Genomic DNA, 15,881 nt, shown 5'->3' on the forward strand with positions numbered 1-15,881 from the left:
CACCACCAGACCGTGGATCCCTAGGATAGAATCGATTGGGGACATCGGCATTGACTCCATTAAACGTGTTTCGTCGCAAAAACAAGTCTAATGAATGCCGGTGTCCCCCGTTAATGATGTAGAGCCCACCTGACGATCTGATTGCCGATCCCAAGACAGGCTTTACCTACCGATCCTCCTGACAAAAGAACCAGACAGGCCGTGACCTTTACGCCAGAACATCCCCTTTCCTCATTCTGGTCTAAGGCTCGATACGTAATCTGAAAGCTACGCGGATTTCCGTGTGCCGGTTGCAGCTACTGCACTGGCACGACCATATGCCCGAGGATTACCATCATGAACACTTTACCCATGGACTGGACACATACGGATGACGGACACGACCTGCTTATCAAAGTGCCCGCCATTACCCCGTCCTTCTGGATCATCAAGATTTTGTCCACAACTGTCGGGGAAACTGCCGCGGATTTTCTGGCTGTGGACGCCGGTTGGGGCCAGAATACAACCCGCCTGGTCATGGCAGGCCTGCTGGCCGCTGCGCTGATCACGCAAGTACGGACACGGCGCTACACGCCCTGGAGCTATTGGCTGACAATGGTATTGGTAAGCATTGTTGGTACGCAGATCACCGATCTTTTAACCGATGACCTGGGTGTCAGCCTGTCCGCCAGCACACCCGCCTTTGCGATTGCCCTGACCGGCATTTTTATTGCCTGGCACCACTCCGAACACACCTTGTCGATCCACGATATCGTGTCACGTCGGCGCGAACTGTTTTACTGGGCAGCAATTCTGTGTACGTTCTCGCTGGGTACCGCTGCGGGAGATCTGGCGACAGAAGCCCTGGGCATGGAGTTTAGCAATGGGGTTCTGATTTTTGGCGCACTGATTGCGGCCACCTATATCAGTTTTGCACTGGGCGGCAATGCGGTTTTAACTTTCTGGATCGGTTACATCCTTACGCGGCCTTTTGGCGCATCGCTGGGCGATTTATTGACACAAGCCCGGATTGATGGCGGCATGGGAATGGGTACGATGTGGACAAGCGCACTGTTTCTATCTGTGATTGTTCTGCTGGTGGCGGTAGAGTCTTATGTGGTTGGCAGCCACCGTTCTGAACAATAATCCAGCCATGGATCCAGTCCAACTAACGAGATAAAACCATGCGTGTCCTGCTTGTCGAAGACGACCCCATGATTGGTGAAGCCATTCGGGATGCCCTGCGGGATGAATCCTATGCGGTGGATTGGATCCAGGACGGCCTGACAGTTGCTGCCACCCTGAAAGCCCAAAGCTATGACCTGATCCTGCTGGATTTGGGCCTGCCAGGCAAGGACGGCCAACAGGTACTCACAGAACTTCGCATGCGTCGTGAAAGCGTCCCCATCCTGATCATCACCGCCAGGGATGCCTTGTCTGACCGCCTGCGCGGCCTTGATGGCGGCGCAGACGATTATGTGCTCAAGCCCTTTGAGATGGCAGAGCTTCTAGCCCGCATGCGGGCGGTGGTACGGCGCAAGGGCGGCCAAGCCAGTCCGGTGCTTGGCAACAGCACGCTGACACTCGATCCAGCATCTCAAGAGGCCACGGTAGGCGATGGGCCAGCAGTATCATTAACCGGCCGCGAGTTTGCCCTGCTGCATGCCCTGCTGATCCGACCCGGGGCGATTTTGTCCCGCAGCGCCCTGGAAGACCACATCTACGGCTGGGGTGAAGAGATCGAAAGCAATATGGTGGATTTTTTGATCCATGCCTTGCGCCGAAAACTGGGCAACAACATTATCAAGAACGTAAGAGGTGTGGGATGGAGAGTCTCAAAAGACGATTAAATCGCTCCATCCAGATCAAGCTTTCGTTTGTCCTGTCGGTGGTGATTGCTGCCGTTGCGATCACCGCCGGCATATTCTCATTTGTATCGGCACTTGAAGACGCCCACGAGCGACAAGACGATGTGCTTTTTCAGGTAGCCGACCTCATGGGCCGTATCCAGGGCTCCGCCCCCTTGGCCCTGCAAAAGCTCGAACTGCAAGACCAGGATCACGACTCTTCACTGTTTGTACAAATTCTTGATCACACCCCTGCCGCGCATCAAGACTTGGGCAATCCGGTGCCCATTCCGCCCACGCTTGCTGACGGCTTGCATACCCTGGACATTGGGGACAAAAATTTTCGGGTGCTGATTCAACCACTAGCAAAGAACACTCGCATCGCTGTGGCCCAGGACACCGATCTGCGCGATGCAGTGGCAATCCAGGACGCCTTGCGCACGCTGGCGCCCTTTTTGATCTTGGTGCCTATTCTGTTGCTTGTCATCGCAGATCTGGTGCGCCGCGTGTTTCAACCCACCCGCGCTCTGGCCGAAGCCGTGGATGCCCGTGCAGAAACAGACTTGCACCCCATCGCCGACAAAAACCTGCCGCGCGAGATACGGCCTTTTATCGATGCAATCAATCGGCTGCTGGCCCGGGTTTCCGAGTCGATGGAGACCCAACGCAGATTCATTGCGGATGCTGCGCACGAACTCCGCTCGCCGGCCACTGCGCTTGCCCTGCAGGCAGAGCGCCTGAGCAAAGCTGAGATGTCTGTTGCCGCGCGAGAGCGCCTGCAAACATTGCAACAAGGGCTTGAGCGCAACCAGCACCTGCTGACCCAACTGCTGGCATTACTCAGGGCACAGGCAACCATCGATACACCGGGGAGGTCTTCTACCCATATCGGGGAAGTATTGCGAAAAGTGCTGGAAACCACATGGCCGCTTGCTGAAGCCAAGCATATTGATATCGGGGTAAGCGGTGCCGAAGACACCAAGATTGCAGTGTCGGAGCTGGATTTGACGATTCTGCTTAGAAATCTTGTGGATAACGCGATCCGCTATACCCCGGACGGTGGCCAAGTAGAGGTGCTGGTTCGCACCGAGCCCAACACTTTAGTGATTTCGGTGTCGGATACAGGCCCAGGCGTACCAGTCTCAGAGCACCAGCGCATTCTTGAACCCTTTTATCGTGTCCTAGGCAGCGGCCAAACGGGCTCTGGCCTGGGTCTCTCGATCGTTACAGGCATTACGCGCAAACTGCAGGCCAGGATCGAATTCAACGAAGCTGACCCCATCTTGCATCGGGGCCTGCTTGTCTCGGTGGCCATTCCACTAAAAGCCCCTCATCCCAACCAAGACGCAGGCGCCCAAGCCTGAGATCTTGGCGGTATGGACATTTGGCAGGCAAAGATCGCCTGATTCAGTTTGTCTTGAGGATTTCCGGCTCGGGGGAGTCGGTTGGATGGGCCAGCAGCTTTTTGAGCTCAGGCGTCATGGGCCAGTTGAGGTTGACGCCACGCGGCGGAATGGGTTGCGTAAACCACTTGGTGTAGAGCTTTTCGATCTGGCCATCAGCGATCATGGCTTTGACCGCGTCATCCACAGCTTTTTTAAATTTTGGATCGTTCTTGGGTTCGATGATGCCGTAGGGCTCGAAAGTATACGCATCCTTGCTGATGCTCCAGGCCTGCGGATCATGCGAATTGGCCACCAGGCCAGCCAGCAGGATGCCATCCATAAAGAAGGCCGATGCGCGCCCATGGGCGACAGTCAGAAAGGCCTCGGCGTGATCACTGGCGGTGATGATCTTCATCCCCAAGTGACGACTGGCATTGATCTCTGTCAGCCACTTCAGGTTGGTGCTGCCTGAGACTGAAATCACTGTCTTGCCCTTGAAATCCTCAAGGTGATGCAAGTTGGACGCTTTAAGCGAAGCAAAGTGCGTAGCCGAAACAAACGTGGCCGGTGCAAAGCTTACCTGCTGCTGGCGCTGGGCATTGTTGGTATCGGGCCCGCAAGAAAGATCAATTGTGCCATTGGCAATCAGTGGAATACGGGTGGAGCCAGTAACCGGAACCTCACGGACGTGGATTTTCTGCAGGCCGAGGTCTTTCTTCAGAGCGTCTGCGATGCCCTGACAAATATCCATGGCATAGCCAACCGACTGTTGGCGGTCATCCAGATAGGAGAACGGGATGGCTGCGTCCCGCGTACCGATAACAATCTCTCCAGTAGACTGGATGCGGTCGAGACGGCTGGTGGCGGCCTGCGCAACCCCGCCGCTGGCGGCGACGACAGCCGCTGCCAAGACCAAAGAAAACACTTTCATGAAAGCTCCTGCTTAAAATCCGTTTGGCCAGCTATTTGCTGACCTTGTTGGTGCAACATCACAATTTTAAGCAATACCAACTGGATTTATTATTCCTTCAAGCTATATGCAAATGAAGGAATCAACAGGGTAGGCAAAGCCGCAAATTACACACTGACAGCGTTAAAACGCACCTGCGCGCCCACAGGAATCTGGCCCAGCAAGTTGTGATGACGGCGGTGCACGACGGCAATGACCGGATAACCGCCCGTCAGGGGATGATCAGCCAAAAACAATACCGGCTGACCGTTGGCCGGCACCTGAATGGCACCCATCACCGTGCCTTCGCTAGGAAGTTCTTGTACCTGCTGGCGCAAAAGCGGCTTGGCCCCTGACAAGCGCATACCCACCCGATTGGATTGCGGCGTAACCTGCCAGCATTGCTGCTGCAACAAAGTGCCCGCCCCCGGGCGAAACCAGTCTAGCCTTGGCCCCAGGACGATATCCAGCACCACAACATCATCTGGCTCAGGCATATGTGCCGGTGCTGGTGCGGATCGCCCACCCAGGGCCTGACTTTGCAGGGGATGACCGGAATCCGCAGGCGCCGCGTTTAAGTGAAAGAGGTCTCCTGTGCGCAGCATGGGCGGCCCAATATGGGCCAAAACATCGGTGGACAGGCTGCCCAGAACCTTGGCAACATCGAAGCCCCCTTGTACGGCCAGATAACAGCGAACACCGGCACGTACGGTGCCGATCCTCAGAGTATCGCCTTCACCAAGCACCAGTGCATGGCCGGCAGCGGCGGGCGCACGCATGCCAGAAGGCCGCGTCACCGCCACAGGAGCGACAGCTCCTGTCACAGCCACCACCACCCGTCCATGCACCACAATCTCCAGGCCGCCGCCTGCATTTTCAAGCACGGCGGCCTCAGGCGGATTACTGACAAGGTAATTGGCTTGCATCATCGAGGCTTGATCCAGGGCACCCGAGGGGGAGACGCCCAGCAACGCCTTACCCGGGCGGCCAAAATCCTGAAATAAGGTTTGCATCCCCGGTTTGAGGATCTGGATGGATCGCTTCTGTTCACTGCCTTCTGGGGGCAGCGTTTTTTTCCGGCACTCAGGCCCGGGAGTGCCTGCGGGCGTGACGTCCACGGGCAGGCTGATTATCCGAGTTTTTGCGGGCAAGACACAAAACCGCACTCGGCAGCCCGGTTGCACCAAGGCAGGTGGCTGGCGATCGAGATCCCACATTTTTAAGGGCGTAACACCCAACAACTGCCAACCACCAGGGCTGTCCGAGGGATAGACCGCGCTGAATCCGCCAGCTGCAGCAACAGACCCGGCAGGCACCCGGGTTCGCGGACTTTGCCTGCGGCGCAACCTATGAAAGCAGGGATCGCCCCCGGCAAGATAGACAAACCCGGGCGCGAAGCCGGCAAATGCAGCCACAAAATCGGTACCGGTATGGCGTTCGATGAGTTCATCGCGACCAAGATGGAGAGTCTCGGCCACCGCATCGAGATCCTCGCCGTTATAGTGCACCGGGATCTCGATGCAGGGCGTACTCATCATGCTGTCTGTAAAAGCGGTGGCCGGATGCTTGCGTACCGCTTCTTCCGTATTTTTCAGGCAATGCTGCAACCAGACTTTGACAGCAGCACCTTCGATGGCCACCGGATCGAACTGAACCAGCAAGGTGCGGGCAGCCGGCACCAGATCAACAATCCCTGAAGGCAAGGTACGCGACGCAACCTGAAACACAGCCAACACAACATCCAGGGAGTGCAACTCCAGCAGTAACGCAGCATCACCGGCAGGCAGGAACCGCGGATGGCTCATTGTCTGCCCGCCATCTCCGTAAAAGGCCCGATCTGTATGCCTGCAGCCTGCAGCCGGGCACGCACCGCCTGCGCCATGATGACCGCGCCGGGACTATCGCCGTGCACGCAAATGGAATCGGCCTGCAATCGTATCTGCGAACCATCTATTGTCGTGATCAAACCCGTCTGCACCCAATCCAGCATCCGTTGTGCAACCAGATCAGGATCCTGTAGGACAGCGCCATTTTCTTTGCGTGAGACAAGCAGGCCTTCTGGTGTGTAGGCTCGGTCGGCAAAGGCTTCGGCGGCGACTTGCAAGCCCTGTTTTTGTGCACGGGCCAAGAGCGGTGACCCCGCCAGGCCAAGCAGCACCAGGTGAGGATCAATCGACAGGATGGCGCTGATCACAGCATCGGCTTGCCGGGGATCTTGCGCGATGGTGTTGTATAGGGCGCCATGAGGTTTTACATAGCTGACGCGGGTACCGGCTGCCCGGGCGATCCCCTGCAAGGCACCAATCTGGTAAATCACATCGGCAATCAGCTCGCGAGAGGTGGGATCCATGGCGCGACGCCCGAAGCCGACCAGATCCGGATATGCAACATGTGCACCAATGATCACGCCACGCGCGGCAGCTGCTTTTACGGTATCCAGAAGGCCGGCGGGATCTCCGGCATGGAAACCACAGGCAATATTGGCGCTGGTGACGACATCCAGCATGCTGGTATCGTCACCCATTCGCCAGGCACCGAAGCTTTCTCCGAGATCACTGTTCAAGTCCATCATGTTTCCTGACCGGCCATATTGGCACAAGAGTACCGAAACTCCGGGCAGTGCCGCAAACCAGCGTCAGTACAGAAACACAAACGGGTGAACCCAGCCCATATCCTGCGCATATTCAATCGCCTCAAATACCGGGATGGACAAGAAATACGGAAGTGCATCCCGCACCGTTTTCCAGATCCCTTGTAAATCGACGGTGACGTACGCGGGCGATTGCCATAAAGACCACTTGGGTAAAAACCGAGGCGTCTTCTGGCAGTAAGCCTGGTAAGCGCCACCAAATGCCTGTTGCAGCAGGATTTCTTCCTCGCCTACGATCCAGCGAAAAATCAGGCTGGCCAAAGCCGCCAGAATCAAGCCTACCAGCAGGCTGCCCGTTTGCAAACCAATGCCAAACACGGCCAGAATCGAAAAAACGTACAGAGAGTTTCGGCTAATCGAATAAGGCCCATCGGTAACGAGGTCTGCACCCTTGCGTCCACCAAGGTACAGCATGCATGCGCTGCGCCCGAGCACGGCAAGAATCAGCAAGGCAAGGCCGGCCCATTCGAGGGACTCATGAATCCAGGGAAGGTGTGTCCACGCCGAGGCCACCCAGGGCAAGACACAAATGGCCAAGATAGCCAGAGCACCTAACGCCCGGCGCCGGCGAACCTGGGAACGTGCCAAATGTGCCCAGGTTGCGTCCAGCGTTGTTTTATCTACTGTGCTGTTGCCGGCGTCTGTGTCGGCATTTGCAGAAGCTTGCTGCATATAAGTTTCCAGTCTGAAATGCCATCTATGGCCCACGAGTATGGACAATAGTCTTCTACAATTAGCGCAGAATTAGCGCAAGCAAAATCCAACCATCGAGGACGACAAAGCATGACATTATCCCCTTTTCATCTAGCCATCCCGGTGCACGATCTACCGGCTGCCCGCAAGTTTTATGGTGAAGTTTTTGGTCTGCCCGAAGGCCGCTCTGATACGCAATGGGTGGATTTTAATTTTTTCGGGCACCAACTGGTGATTCATCAGCATCCCAAGACAGAAGCCCAGACCCACGCGCACACCAATGCCGTAGATGGACACAACGTGCCGGTGCCCCACTTCGGCGTTGTACTTGAGTGGTCGCAGTGGGAGGCACTGGCAAAGCGGCTTCAAGCGTTAAACACCGCTTTTGTTATCGACCCATATATCCGGTTTGAGGGCCAAGTGGGCGAGCAAGCCACGATGTTTTTGCTGGATCCGTGTGGAAACGCCCTGGAATTCAAGGCGTTTAAAGACATCAACCAGCTGTTTGCCAAATAAGGCGTGCTGCCCGGCCACATGCCATCAGAGATTGGTTTGGTCGGGCGGTACACCTTCTGGCGAGCGCGCGGCATCGGCTCCCGTGTGGCAATCGGTGTCTGCGGTTCCGACGCCATAGCCACTCATGGACAAAGCACCCATGGCGTAGCCCCGCAACAGGGGCTTGACCACCTGCCCGGATGCCGCCGCCAGGCCTGCTGTGTATAGCAGGGGCAAGAAGTGATCTGGCGTTGGCACAGCCTTCAAATAATCCGGATGCTCGGTGGTTTTGAGAATATCGGCCGGCGCGTCCATCAGTTGCGCAGCCACCGCATCATCAAAGCGCTGCGCCCAGTCTGTACCAAAATCAGCCCGTTCCCATTGAACCAGCCGCAGGTTATGCACCACGTTTCCGCTACTGAGAATCATCACACCCTGATGCCGTAAGGCATCCAGCTTGGACGCAAGCTCCAGATGGTAATCCAGCGGCTTCAAGGCATTGATGGAGAGCTGGACGACGGGAATATCCGCCTTGGGAAACATATGCGCCAGCACACTCCAGGTGCCGTGATCCAGGCCCCATTGATCATGATCAGCCCCCACCCAATGCGGCTTGGCGATCTCGGCAACCTCTCCTGCCAGCTCAGGCAAGCCAGGTGCGGGGTAATCGAAATCAAACAGCGCTTTGGGAAACCCATAAAAATCATGAATGGTGCGTGGCTGAGCCATGGCAGTGACTGCCGTGGCACCAATAAACCAATGCGCTGACACCACCAGCAATGCCCGGGGCCGGGGCAGCGACTTGCCCAATTGCTGCCACGTCCGGGTATAACCGTTATCTTCTAGCGCATTGGTTGGGCTGCCGTGGCCCAAAAAGACGGCAGGCATGATGGATGTCATAGCGAAATCTCAAAGGTGATTAATGACGGCTTGTGGACGGCTTTATTGCGTAAACACCGTCACCCAGCAGCGCCAAGGCAGCTGCAGCCACCGCCAAAAATACAGGGTACTCCCAGCCACCGCCATTGGGTGCGGCAAATGCCCAGCCGTTTGCCCAATGCACCGAAGAAGCCACAAGCAGTTGCACAACCGCAATGGCGGCCACCCAGCGTGCAAACACGCCGAACACAAGCATTGCGCCACCGATGACTTCAAATGCGATCACGGGATAGGCTAGAAACCCAGGAAATCCGACGCTGGCAAAAAAGCCGGCAGTGCCCACAGGCGTGAAGATAAAGAGCTTGGTGAGGCCATGCGCCAAAAACATGATGCCCAGCGCCAGGCGTAGTAAAAGCGCGGCATAGGATGCCGAGCCGGCCGCTGAAGAGTCGAAAGTGCGTTCCATTTTTGAATCCCTGAATAAGTATGATGAATGATGTCGTAGTGGGCACCTTTAGGTTCGAAACGATGCGCTGCCACGGTCAAACAGAAGCTTAACTAATCCAATTACAGATATAAATAGCTTATCTATAGACTTATTGTATCTATTTAAAAGACAATCACCATACAAACCATTGATTTACTCTTGCGTCCATACGGGATGACGGAACTGCTCAACCAGGAAATCAACCAACTTACGCACCTTCAGCGGCAGCTGCTTGCGCGTAGGATATAACGTCTGGATTTCAAGCTTGGCCCCTTGAAACTCGGGCATGAGTTCAATCAGCTGTCCCGTCTGCAGGCAGTCGTAAACAAGAAAATCCGGCTGAAATACCACTCCATAACCCGCAACCGCAGCCGCCTTGCAGGTATCACCGCTATTGGCGTGGATCCGGGGAGACACCCGAACTCGTGTCTCTCCCGATGATCCGAGAAAAGACCATTCATCGCCCGCCGACCAATAACTGTAGGCGATGACCTCATGCTGAGCCAGATCGTCCGGGTGCAGTGGCACGCCATGATTGGCAAGATAATCGGGGGAAGCACAAAGCACCATGCGCGATGTTGCAAGGGCACGGCTGACCAGGTTGCTGTCTGTCAGGCGCCCGATCCTGACCACCAGGTCGTACCCTTCTTCCACCATATCTACTACGCGGTCGGAGAGCACAATATCCAAGTCGACGGCCGGGTTTTCTGCTGCAAACCGGCCCCATAACGGTGCCAGGTGCAAGGCACCAAATGTCTGAGGGGCTCCAATACGTAGGTTGCCCTGAGCCGTCAGGGTTGCATCACTGACTTCGGCATGGGCTTCCTCGACTGCCAGCAATATGGCCTTGCTGTGCTGATAATAGCTGCGTCCCTCATCCGTAAGGGAGACGCGCCGGGTGGTGCGATGCAGCAGACGCGCACCCAGGTATTTTTCAAGGTCTGCCACCTGCCTTGACACAGCAGGTTTGGAAAAGCCGGTTACATCGACCGCTTTTATAAATCCGCCCGTTTCAACCACAGCGACAAATGTTTTCATCGCCTGCAAGATATCCATATTTTTATCTCTGCCCCGCCGGGATATGCGTATCCAGAAAGAAGTGCTGGCTATACGTACTTGTTATTAACGCAGGAAATTGTCACGCAGCAATGAAACCACCTCAGTGGCACGCCCGTTGAATACAGCCTTTAGCCCAAACAACGCGGTGGATGCAATTTGCGACGCCTGCACTTTGGGCGGCATGACCAGCTCCATTCTGCTGACGTGCACGTCCAGCAATGCCGGCCCGTCGGTGTCCAGCCATTGCTGCATGGCAGGTTCCAGCTGCTCTTTGCGGGTAACCTGCCATGCAGGAAACCCGCAGGCTTCCGCAAGCTTTACAAAATCGGGGTTCCGCAGATGCGTATAACTATCCAGAAGCCCTTCTACTCGCTGCTCCATCTCGACAAAACCCAAAGAAGCATTGTTGTACACCAATAACTTCACAGACAGGTTTTCCTGACGCAAGGTGAGAAGATCACCCATCAGCATGGTAAGACCTCCGTCACCGCACAAGGCTACTACTTGGCGATGGGGATAGGCTGCTGCAATACCCATGGCTTGTGGATAGGCATTAGCCATCGTGCCATGCAGCAAACTGGTTAAAAATCTCCGCTTGCCCCGGGCAACGAGATGACGCAACAACCACACCATCGGCGACCCCCCATCAGCCGTAAAGACAGCATCCTCCGAGGCCAGACGATCCAGGGTCTGCGTCACGAACTGGGGGTGCAGCAACGAGGGGTCTTTCTCTTCTCCGGATTTTCGGTAGGCCGACTGATCCTCCAGCCACTGTTGCCGGGCGGTTTCAAGATGATCGTTTTGTTTTCCCGGTTGAAGCAAAGGCAACAGGGCCTCGACTGTCAATCCGATATCGCCCACCAAACCCATCTGTATGGGCGCCCGGCGCCCCAAATGGGCAGGATCGCTATCGATCTGTATCACATGAGGTTGTTGTGGATAAAACTGTGTCCACGCAAAATCCGTGCCCAGGCAGAGGGTAAGATCCGCACGATCGATAGCCTCCAGACCTGCCTGGTTACCCAAAATGCCGGTCATCCCTACTCCGTACGGGTTATCAGGCTCGATAAACTCTTTGGCCCGACTGGTATGGACCACTGGCGCGTTAAGCCGCTGAGCCAGTTTCAGCACCTGCTGACGCGCATTCCGCGCCCCATAGCCGGCATACAAAGTGATACTTGAGGCTGTATTCAGAGTATCGGCTAGCTGCTGTAGCTCTTCTGGTGCCGGCAGTGCGCGGACAATTCGAGGATGTGCCGCCCAGGGCAACGTATCTTCATCCGTCTGCGAAAACATGTCGCCTCGGACAATCAGCACCGCTACACCTCGCAGGGACAGAGCCGTTTGTGCAGCCAAAGCAGTTAACCGCCTGGCCTGGGAGGGATGGGATATATATTCGCAAAACACTGAAGCTTGCTCATAGATGCGGCGTTGATCTACCTCTTGAGGAAAATCCAACCCCGCTTCCGTACTGGCTACATCTGAGGCAATCAGCAGAACCGGCGCGCCGTTACGGTGGCTTTCAAAGATACCGTTCACAAAATGCAGGCTCCCTGGCCCACATGTGCCAGCACACACGGCCAATCGACCGGTCATGTAGGCTTCACCTCCTGCGGCCAGTGCACCCACCTCCTCGTGGCGGACATGCACCCAGCGCAAGTCTGATCGCCGAATCGCATCGGTAAAGTGGTTGATGGTATCGCCCACTACGCCGTAGCAGCGTTGGGCTCCCGCTTCGATCAAGGCATCAACAATGATCTCTGACACGTGTTTACTCATGCAGCGCTCCTGATTTATATGACCGGTTGCCCCGCAAGCCTGTAATTACTATAGCGCAGGGGGGTTTTCCCCAACCGGTTTGCTCGACAGGGCGACAAACACTCTGGTATTGTGATTTCCGCCGTGCAAACGGAAAAACATAAAACTCTGGAGACATTCCCATGAAAAAAACCGTGCTGGCCGCTACCCTGGCCGCAATCGGCCTTGCCTTTACGCTACCGGCCCAGGCCGCTGGCATATCTGATGATGTGATCCGCATCGGCTTCATCGCTGACATGTCGGGTGTGTACGCCGATATCGACGGCCCTGCAGGTGCCGATGCAATCCGCATGGCGATCGCTGATATGGGCGGTTCCATCAATGGCAAGAAAATCGAGCTTCTCACCGCCGACCACCAAAACAAAGCCGACATTGCTTCTTCTCGCGCGCGCCAGTGGTTTGACCAAGACCATCTGGACATGCTGATTGGCGGCACCAACTCTGCCACTGCCCTGGCCATGGCCGCTGTGGCAGCCGAAAAGAAAAAGCCGTTCCTCGCAGTCGGCCCCGGATCCTCAGCACTCACTAATGATCAATGCACACCCTATACCGTGCACTGGGCATACAACACGGTTGCCCTGGCCAATGGCACGGGCTCGGCAGTGGTACGCGAGGGAGGGAAAACCTGGTTCTTCCTGACCGCCGATTACGCCTTTGGACACGCACTTGAAAAAGACACTGCCAAGGTCGTCAAAGCCGCTGGCGGCAAGGTACTGGGAGAGGTACGTGCACCGATTTCAACCTCCGACTTCTCCTCGTTCCTGCTGCAGGCGCAAGGCTCGGGGGCTCAGGTGCTTGGGTTGGCCAATGCAGGAGGTGATTTCATCAATTCAGTGAAAGCCGCCAAAGAATTTGGCATTACCAAAACCATGAAACTGGCAGGTTTGCTGGTGTTCATCAACGACATCCACTCGCTGGGCCTGGAAAACACCCAGGGGCTGTATCTCACCACCCCCTGGTACTGGAACCAATCCGACGACTCCCGCGCCTGGGCCAAGAAATTCTCTGACACGCATAAACGGGCACCTTCCTTCTTGCAGGCGGGCGATTACTCCGTGGCCAAAAACTATCTCGAAGCAGTCAAGGCCACAGGTACGGATGATGGAGATGCCATCATGAAATACCTGAAATCGCACAAAATCAACGACATGTTTGTCAAAAACGCCTATGTTCGTAAAGACGGCCTGTTGATGCATGACATGTACCTGGCTCAGGTTAAAAAGCCCAGCCAATCAAAGGCGCCCTGGGATTACTACAACATCGTCCGCACCCTGCCCGCCGAGACTGTCTACGGGCCAGAGTCTGAATCCACCTGCAAACTGCTTAAAGGCTAACGGAGACCACCATGCTTCAGGCACGAGACGACTATGCCCAAACTTGCCAGGGGTTTTCCTGGCAAGTGCCGGCTCACTACAACATTGGCATAGACGTCTGCGACCGCTGGGCCGATGGTAGTGGTCGTCTCGCCCTGATCGTAGATCACGGCGACGCAGCACCCGACCGCTACACGTTTGATCAACTCAAGCAATGGTCAGACCAACTGGCGCTGACCCTGCGTGCAAAAGGCGTCCAGGCGGGCGACCGTGTCGGGGTTCTGCTACCCCAATCCCTGGAAACCGCCATATCCCATCTTGCCGCATACAAGCTGGGCGCCATTGCGGTACCTCTGTTTACGCTGTTTGGCACAGATGCCCTGCAGTTTCGCCTTGGAAACTCGGGCGCACGCGCACTGGTAACACACGCCGAAGGCATGGGCAAGATTGCCGTCATCCGCGATGCCCTGCCCGACCTCACCTGCCTGCTGAACATCGACGCAGATGAACAATCACCCGATAGCTTCTGGGCTGCCGTCAATGCTCAAAAGGGGCAAGCCTTTACACCAGAAGACACGCTGGCGGACGATCCCGCCGTCATTATTTATACCTCGGGTACAACCGGTAAACCCAAAGGAGCCTTGCACGCGCACCGCATGCTTTTGGGGCATTTACCTGGTGTGGAAATCTCGCATAATTTTTTTCCCAATCAGGCCAGCCTGATGTGGACCCCTGCCGACTGGGCATGGATTGGCGGCCTGATGGACGTCCTCATGCCCTCTTGGCATCACGGCGTGGCGGTGCTGGCACACCGGTTCAGCAAGTTCGAAGCCTCGAAGGCCTGGCAACTAATGGCCAGGCATCAGGTAAGTCATACGTTTTTACCGCCTACAGCATTAAAGATGCTGCGCACGCTTGATAATCCCCAGCAATATGGCCAGCTGGGGCTGGTGTCGGTGGCTAGCGGTGGTGAAACCCTGGGCGCCCAACTGATTGACTGGGGGCGCAAGACACTGGGTGTCACCATCAATGAGTTTTATGGTCAAACCGAGTGCAACATGATTGTGTCCTCCTGCGCGGCCTTGTTCGACCCGCGTCCGGGTTCGATGGGCCGCCCGGTACCGGGACACGATCTGCAAATTATCGACAGCCAGGGGGAAATTGTGCCTGTCGGTACCGAGGGCCATATCGCCGTACGCCGTCCCGACCCCGTCATGTTCCTGCAATACTGGGCCAACCCCAAAGCCACCGAAGATGCCTTTATCGGCGACTTCCTGGTAACAGGTGATCGCGGGATGCGTGATGCTGACGGCTATCTCTGGTTCAAAGGACGCGGTGACGATGTCATCACCAGTGCTGGCTACCGAATCGGCCCGGGCCCCATCGAAGATTGCCTCTTAAGTCACCCTGCTGTCCGCATGGCGGCAGTCATCGGCGTGCCCGATCCTGCCCGCACCGAGATCGTCAAAGCCTGTATCGTACTTAAGGACGGTTTTCAAGGCAGCCCAGAGCTCATCGCCGATATCCAGGAGCACGTGCGCAAACGCGCGGCCGCACACGAATACCCCCGCATCGTCGAGTTCATGGATGCACTGCCCATGACCACCACGGGCAAAGTCATCCGTAAAGCCCTGCGCGAAATGCAAAGTGCCCCAGGCAACTCCTGAGCAGCCTCGCATGCTTACTCTGCATCAGATCAGCAAACGATATGACGATCACATCCTGTTTCAGGGGCTGAGCCGGTCCTTTGAGCCAGGATGTTTTGCCTTAAGCGAAGAAGACAGCACCGGTAAAACTACTCTGCTCAGCCTTATCGCAGGTGTGGTTCCCCCAGACGAGGGCGACATCGTTATCGATGGATACTCTCTGTCACAGGCACCAGAGCAGGCCTTGTCGCGCGTGTTTTACATACCTGAGCACTGCCCGGTATCACCCACTCAGACAGGACGGCAGTGGCTTGAGGCAATGGCCAAAAAGCACCATACCAGCGTCAACCAAAGCGTCATGGCCTTTACCAGCCAACTGGGGCTTGACGATCATCTGGACAAATCTTTCAAGCAGATGTCTACCGGTACCTGGCGAAAGGTGCTCTGGGCTGCTGCCGATATTGGCCAACCTACGGTGATGATTGCAGACGGCCCCAGCAACGGCCTGGATACCCCCGGCCGTCAGGCGCTGGCAGCGCAGTTGAAGATCTGGGCAAACACGCGGGTGATTTTGCTGGCAAGTTACGACTACGCCCTGCTGGACGCCTGCGGGGCGTGCAGGCTGGGTGCAGCCACACTGAAACCTATCAAACAACAAGAACAAACAGGCTAGTTGCCAGC

Annotated in this window: 15 protein-coding genes; 7 read left to right on the forward strand and 8 right to left on the reverse strand. The window is 56.2% G+C overall.

What is annotated here, in order from left to right; translation table 11 throughout:
* Positions 1–336 precede the first annotated feature (336 nt).
* The 3 genes from WA928_RS00485 to WA928_RS00495 are packed head-to-tail and all read left to right on the forward strand — an operon-like array spanning position 337 to position 3,190.
* Positions 337–1,125: a hypothetical protein gene (locus tag WA928_RS00485; protein WP_424298234.1), complete on the forward strand. Its 789-nt coding sequence runs from the start codon at positions 337–339 to the stop codon at positions 1,123–1,125.
* Positions 1,126–1,163: 38 nt separating this feature from the next.
* The gene (locus WA928_RS00490; protein WP_350383083.1) at positions 1,164–1,829 is read left to right on the forward strand and encodes a response regulator transcription factor; all 666 of its coding nucleotides are present in this window, start codon (positions 1,164–1,166) and stop codon (positions 1,827–1,829) included.
* Positions 1,805–3,190: an ATP-binding protein gene (locus tag WA928_RS00495; protein ID WP_424298237.1), complete on the forward strand. Its 1,386-nt coding sequence runs from the start codon at positions 1,805–1,807 to the stop codon at positions 3,188–3,190. Before WA928_RS00490 ends, WA928_RS00495 begins: the two co-directional genes overlap by 25 nt.
* A gap of 43 nt (positions 3,191–3,233) precedes the next feature.
* Here the strand turns inward: WA928_RS00495 and WA928_RS00500 are convergent, their stop codons facing one another.
* From WA928_RS00500 to WA928_RS00515, 4 genes are all read right to left on the reverse strand, one after another.
* Positions 3,234–4,142, reverse strand: a complete 909-nt coding sequence (locus tag WA928_RS00500) for an amino acid ABC transporter substrate-binding protein (RefSeq protein ID WP_424298239.1) — start codon at positions 4,140–4,142, stop codon at positions 3,234–3,236.
* A gap of 146 nt (positions 4,143–4,288) precedes the next feature.
* On the reverse strand, positions 4,289–5,965 hold the full coding sequence (locus WA928_RS00505; RefSeq protein ID WP_424298241.1) for a 5-oxoprolinase/urea amidolyase family protein: 1,677 nt from the start codon (positions 5,963–5,965) through the stop codon (positions 4,289–4,291).
* A complete protein-coding gene (locus WA928_RS00510) occupies positions 5,962–6,729 on the reverse strand; it encodes a LamB/YcsF family protein (protein WP_424298506.1) in 768 nt (255 codons plus the stop codon). Before WA928_RS00510 ends, WA928_RS00505 begins: the two co-directional genes overlap by 4 nt.
* 66 nt (positions 6,730–6,795) lie before the next feature.
* Entirely contained in the window at positions 6,796–7,482 is a 687-nt protein-coding gene (locus WA928_RS00515; RefSeq protein ID WP_424298243.1) for a methyltransferase family protein, read from the reverse strand.
* A gap of 111 nt (positions 7,483–7,593) precedes the next feature.
* On the opposite strand from WA928_RS00515, the gene WA928_RS00520 reads away from it, so the two are divergent.
* Positions 7,594–8,019 carry a VOC family protein gene (locus WA928_RS00520; protein ID WP_424298245.1) on the forward strand — a complete coding sequence of 142 codons (426 nt, stop codon included), beginning with the start codon at positions 7,594–7,596 and terminating at the stop codon, positions 8,017–8,019.
* Between the two features lie 24 nt (positions 8,020–8,043).
* On the opposite strand, the gene ygiD is transcribed toward WA928_RS00520, so the two are convergent.
* From ygiD to WA928_RS00540, 4 genes are all read right to left on the reverse strand, one after another.
* Entirely contained in the window at positions 8,044–8,898 is an 855-nt protein-coding gene (ygiD, locus tag WA928_RS00525; protein ID WP_424298247.1) for a 4,5-DOPA dioxygenase extradiol, read from the reverse strand.
* A 19-nt stretch (positions 8,899–8,917) separates the two neighbouring features.
* On the reverse strand, positions 8,918–9,343 hold the full coding sequence (locus tag WA928_RS00530) for a DoxX family protein (RefSeq protein WP_424298249.1): 426 nt from the start codon (positions 9,341–9,343) through the stop codon (positions 8,918–8,920).
* A 174-nt stretch (positions 9,344–9,517) separates the two neighbouring features.
* Entirely contained in the window at positions 9,518–10,402 is an 885-nt protein-coding gene (locus WA928_RS00535) for a LysR family transcriptional regulator (RefSeq protein WP_424298251.1), read from the reverse strand.
* Between the two features lie 84 nt (positions 10,403–10,486).
* Positions 10,487–12,202 (reverse strand): thiamine pyrophosphate-dependent enzyme, encoded by a 1,716-nt coding sequence (locus WA928_RS00540; RefSeq protein ID WP_424298253.1) that lies wholly within the window; start codon positions 12,200–12,202, stop codon positions 10,487–10,489.
* A gap of 161 nt (positions 12,203–12,363) precedes the next feature.
* On the opposite strand from WA928_RS00540, the gene WA928_RS00545 reads away from it, so the two are divergent.
* The 3 genes from WA928_RS00545 to WA928_RS00555 are packed head-to-tail and all read left to right on the forward strand — an operon-like array spanning position 12,364 to position 15,873.
* On the forward strand, positions 12,364–13,575 hold the full coding sequence (locus WA928_RS00545; protein WP_424298255.1) for an ABC transporter substrate-binding protein: 1,212 nt from the start codon (positions 12,364–12,366) through the stop codon (positions 13,573–13,575).
* A gap of 11 nt (positions 13,576–13,586) precedes the next feature.
* On the forward strand, positions 13,587–15,221 hold the full coding sequence (locus WA928_RS00550; RefSeq protein ID WP_424298257.1) for an acyl-CoA synthetase: 1,635 nt from the start codon (positions 13,587–13,589) through the stop codon (positions 15,219–15,221).
* A gap of 10 nt (positions 15,222–15,231) precedes the next feature.
* Positions 15,232–15,873, forward strand: a complete 642-nt coding sequence (locus WA928_RS00555; protein ID WP_424298259.1) for an ABC transporter ATP-binding protein — start codon at positions 15,232–15,234, stop codon at positions 15,871–15,873.
* Positions 15,874–15,881: the final 8 nt, after the last annotated feature.

It is taken from the genome of Castellaniella sp., assembly GCF_049651205.1.
Taxonomy (GTDB): Bacteria; Pseudomonadota; Gammaproteobacteria; order Burkholderiales; family Burkholderiaceae_B; genus Castellaniella.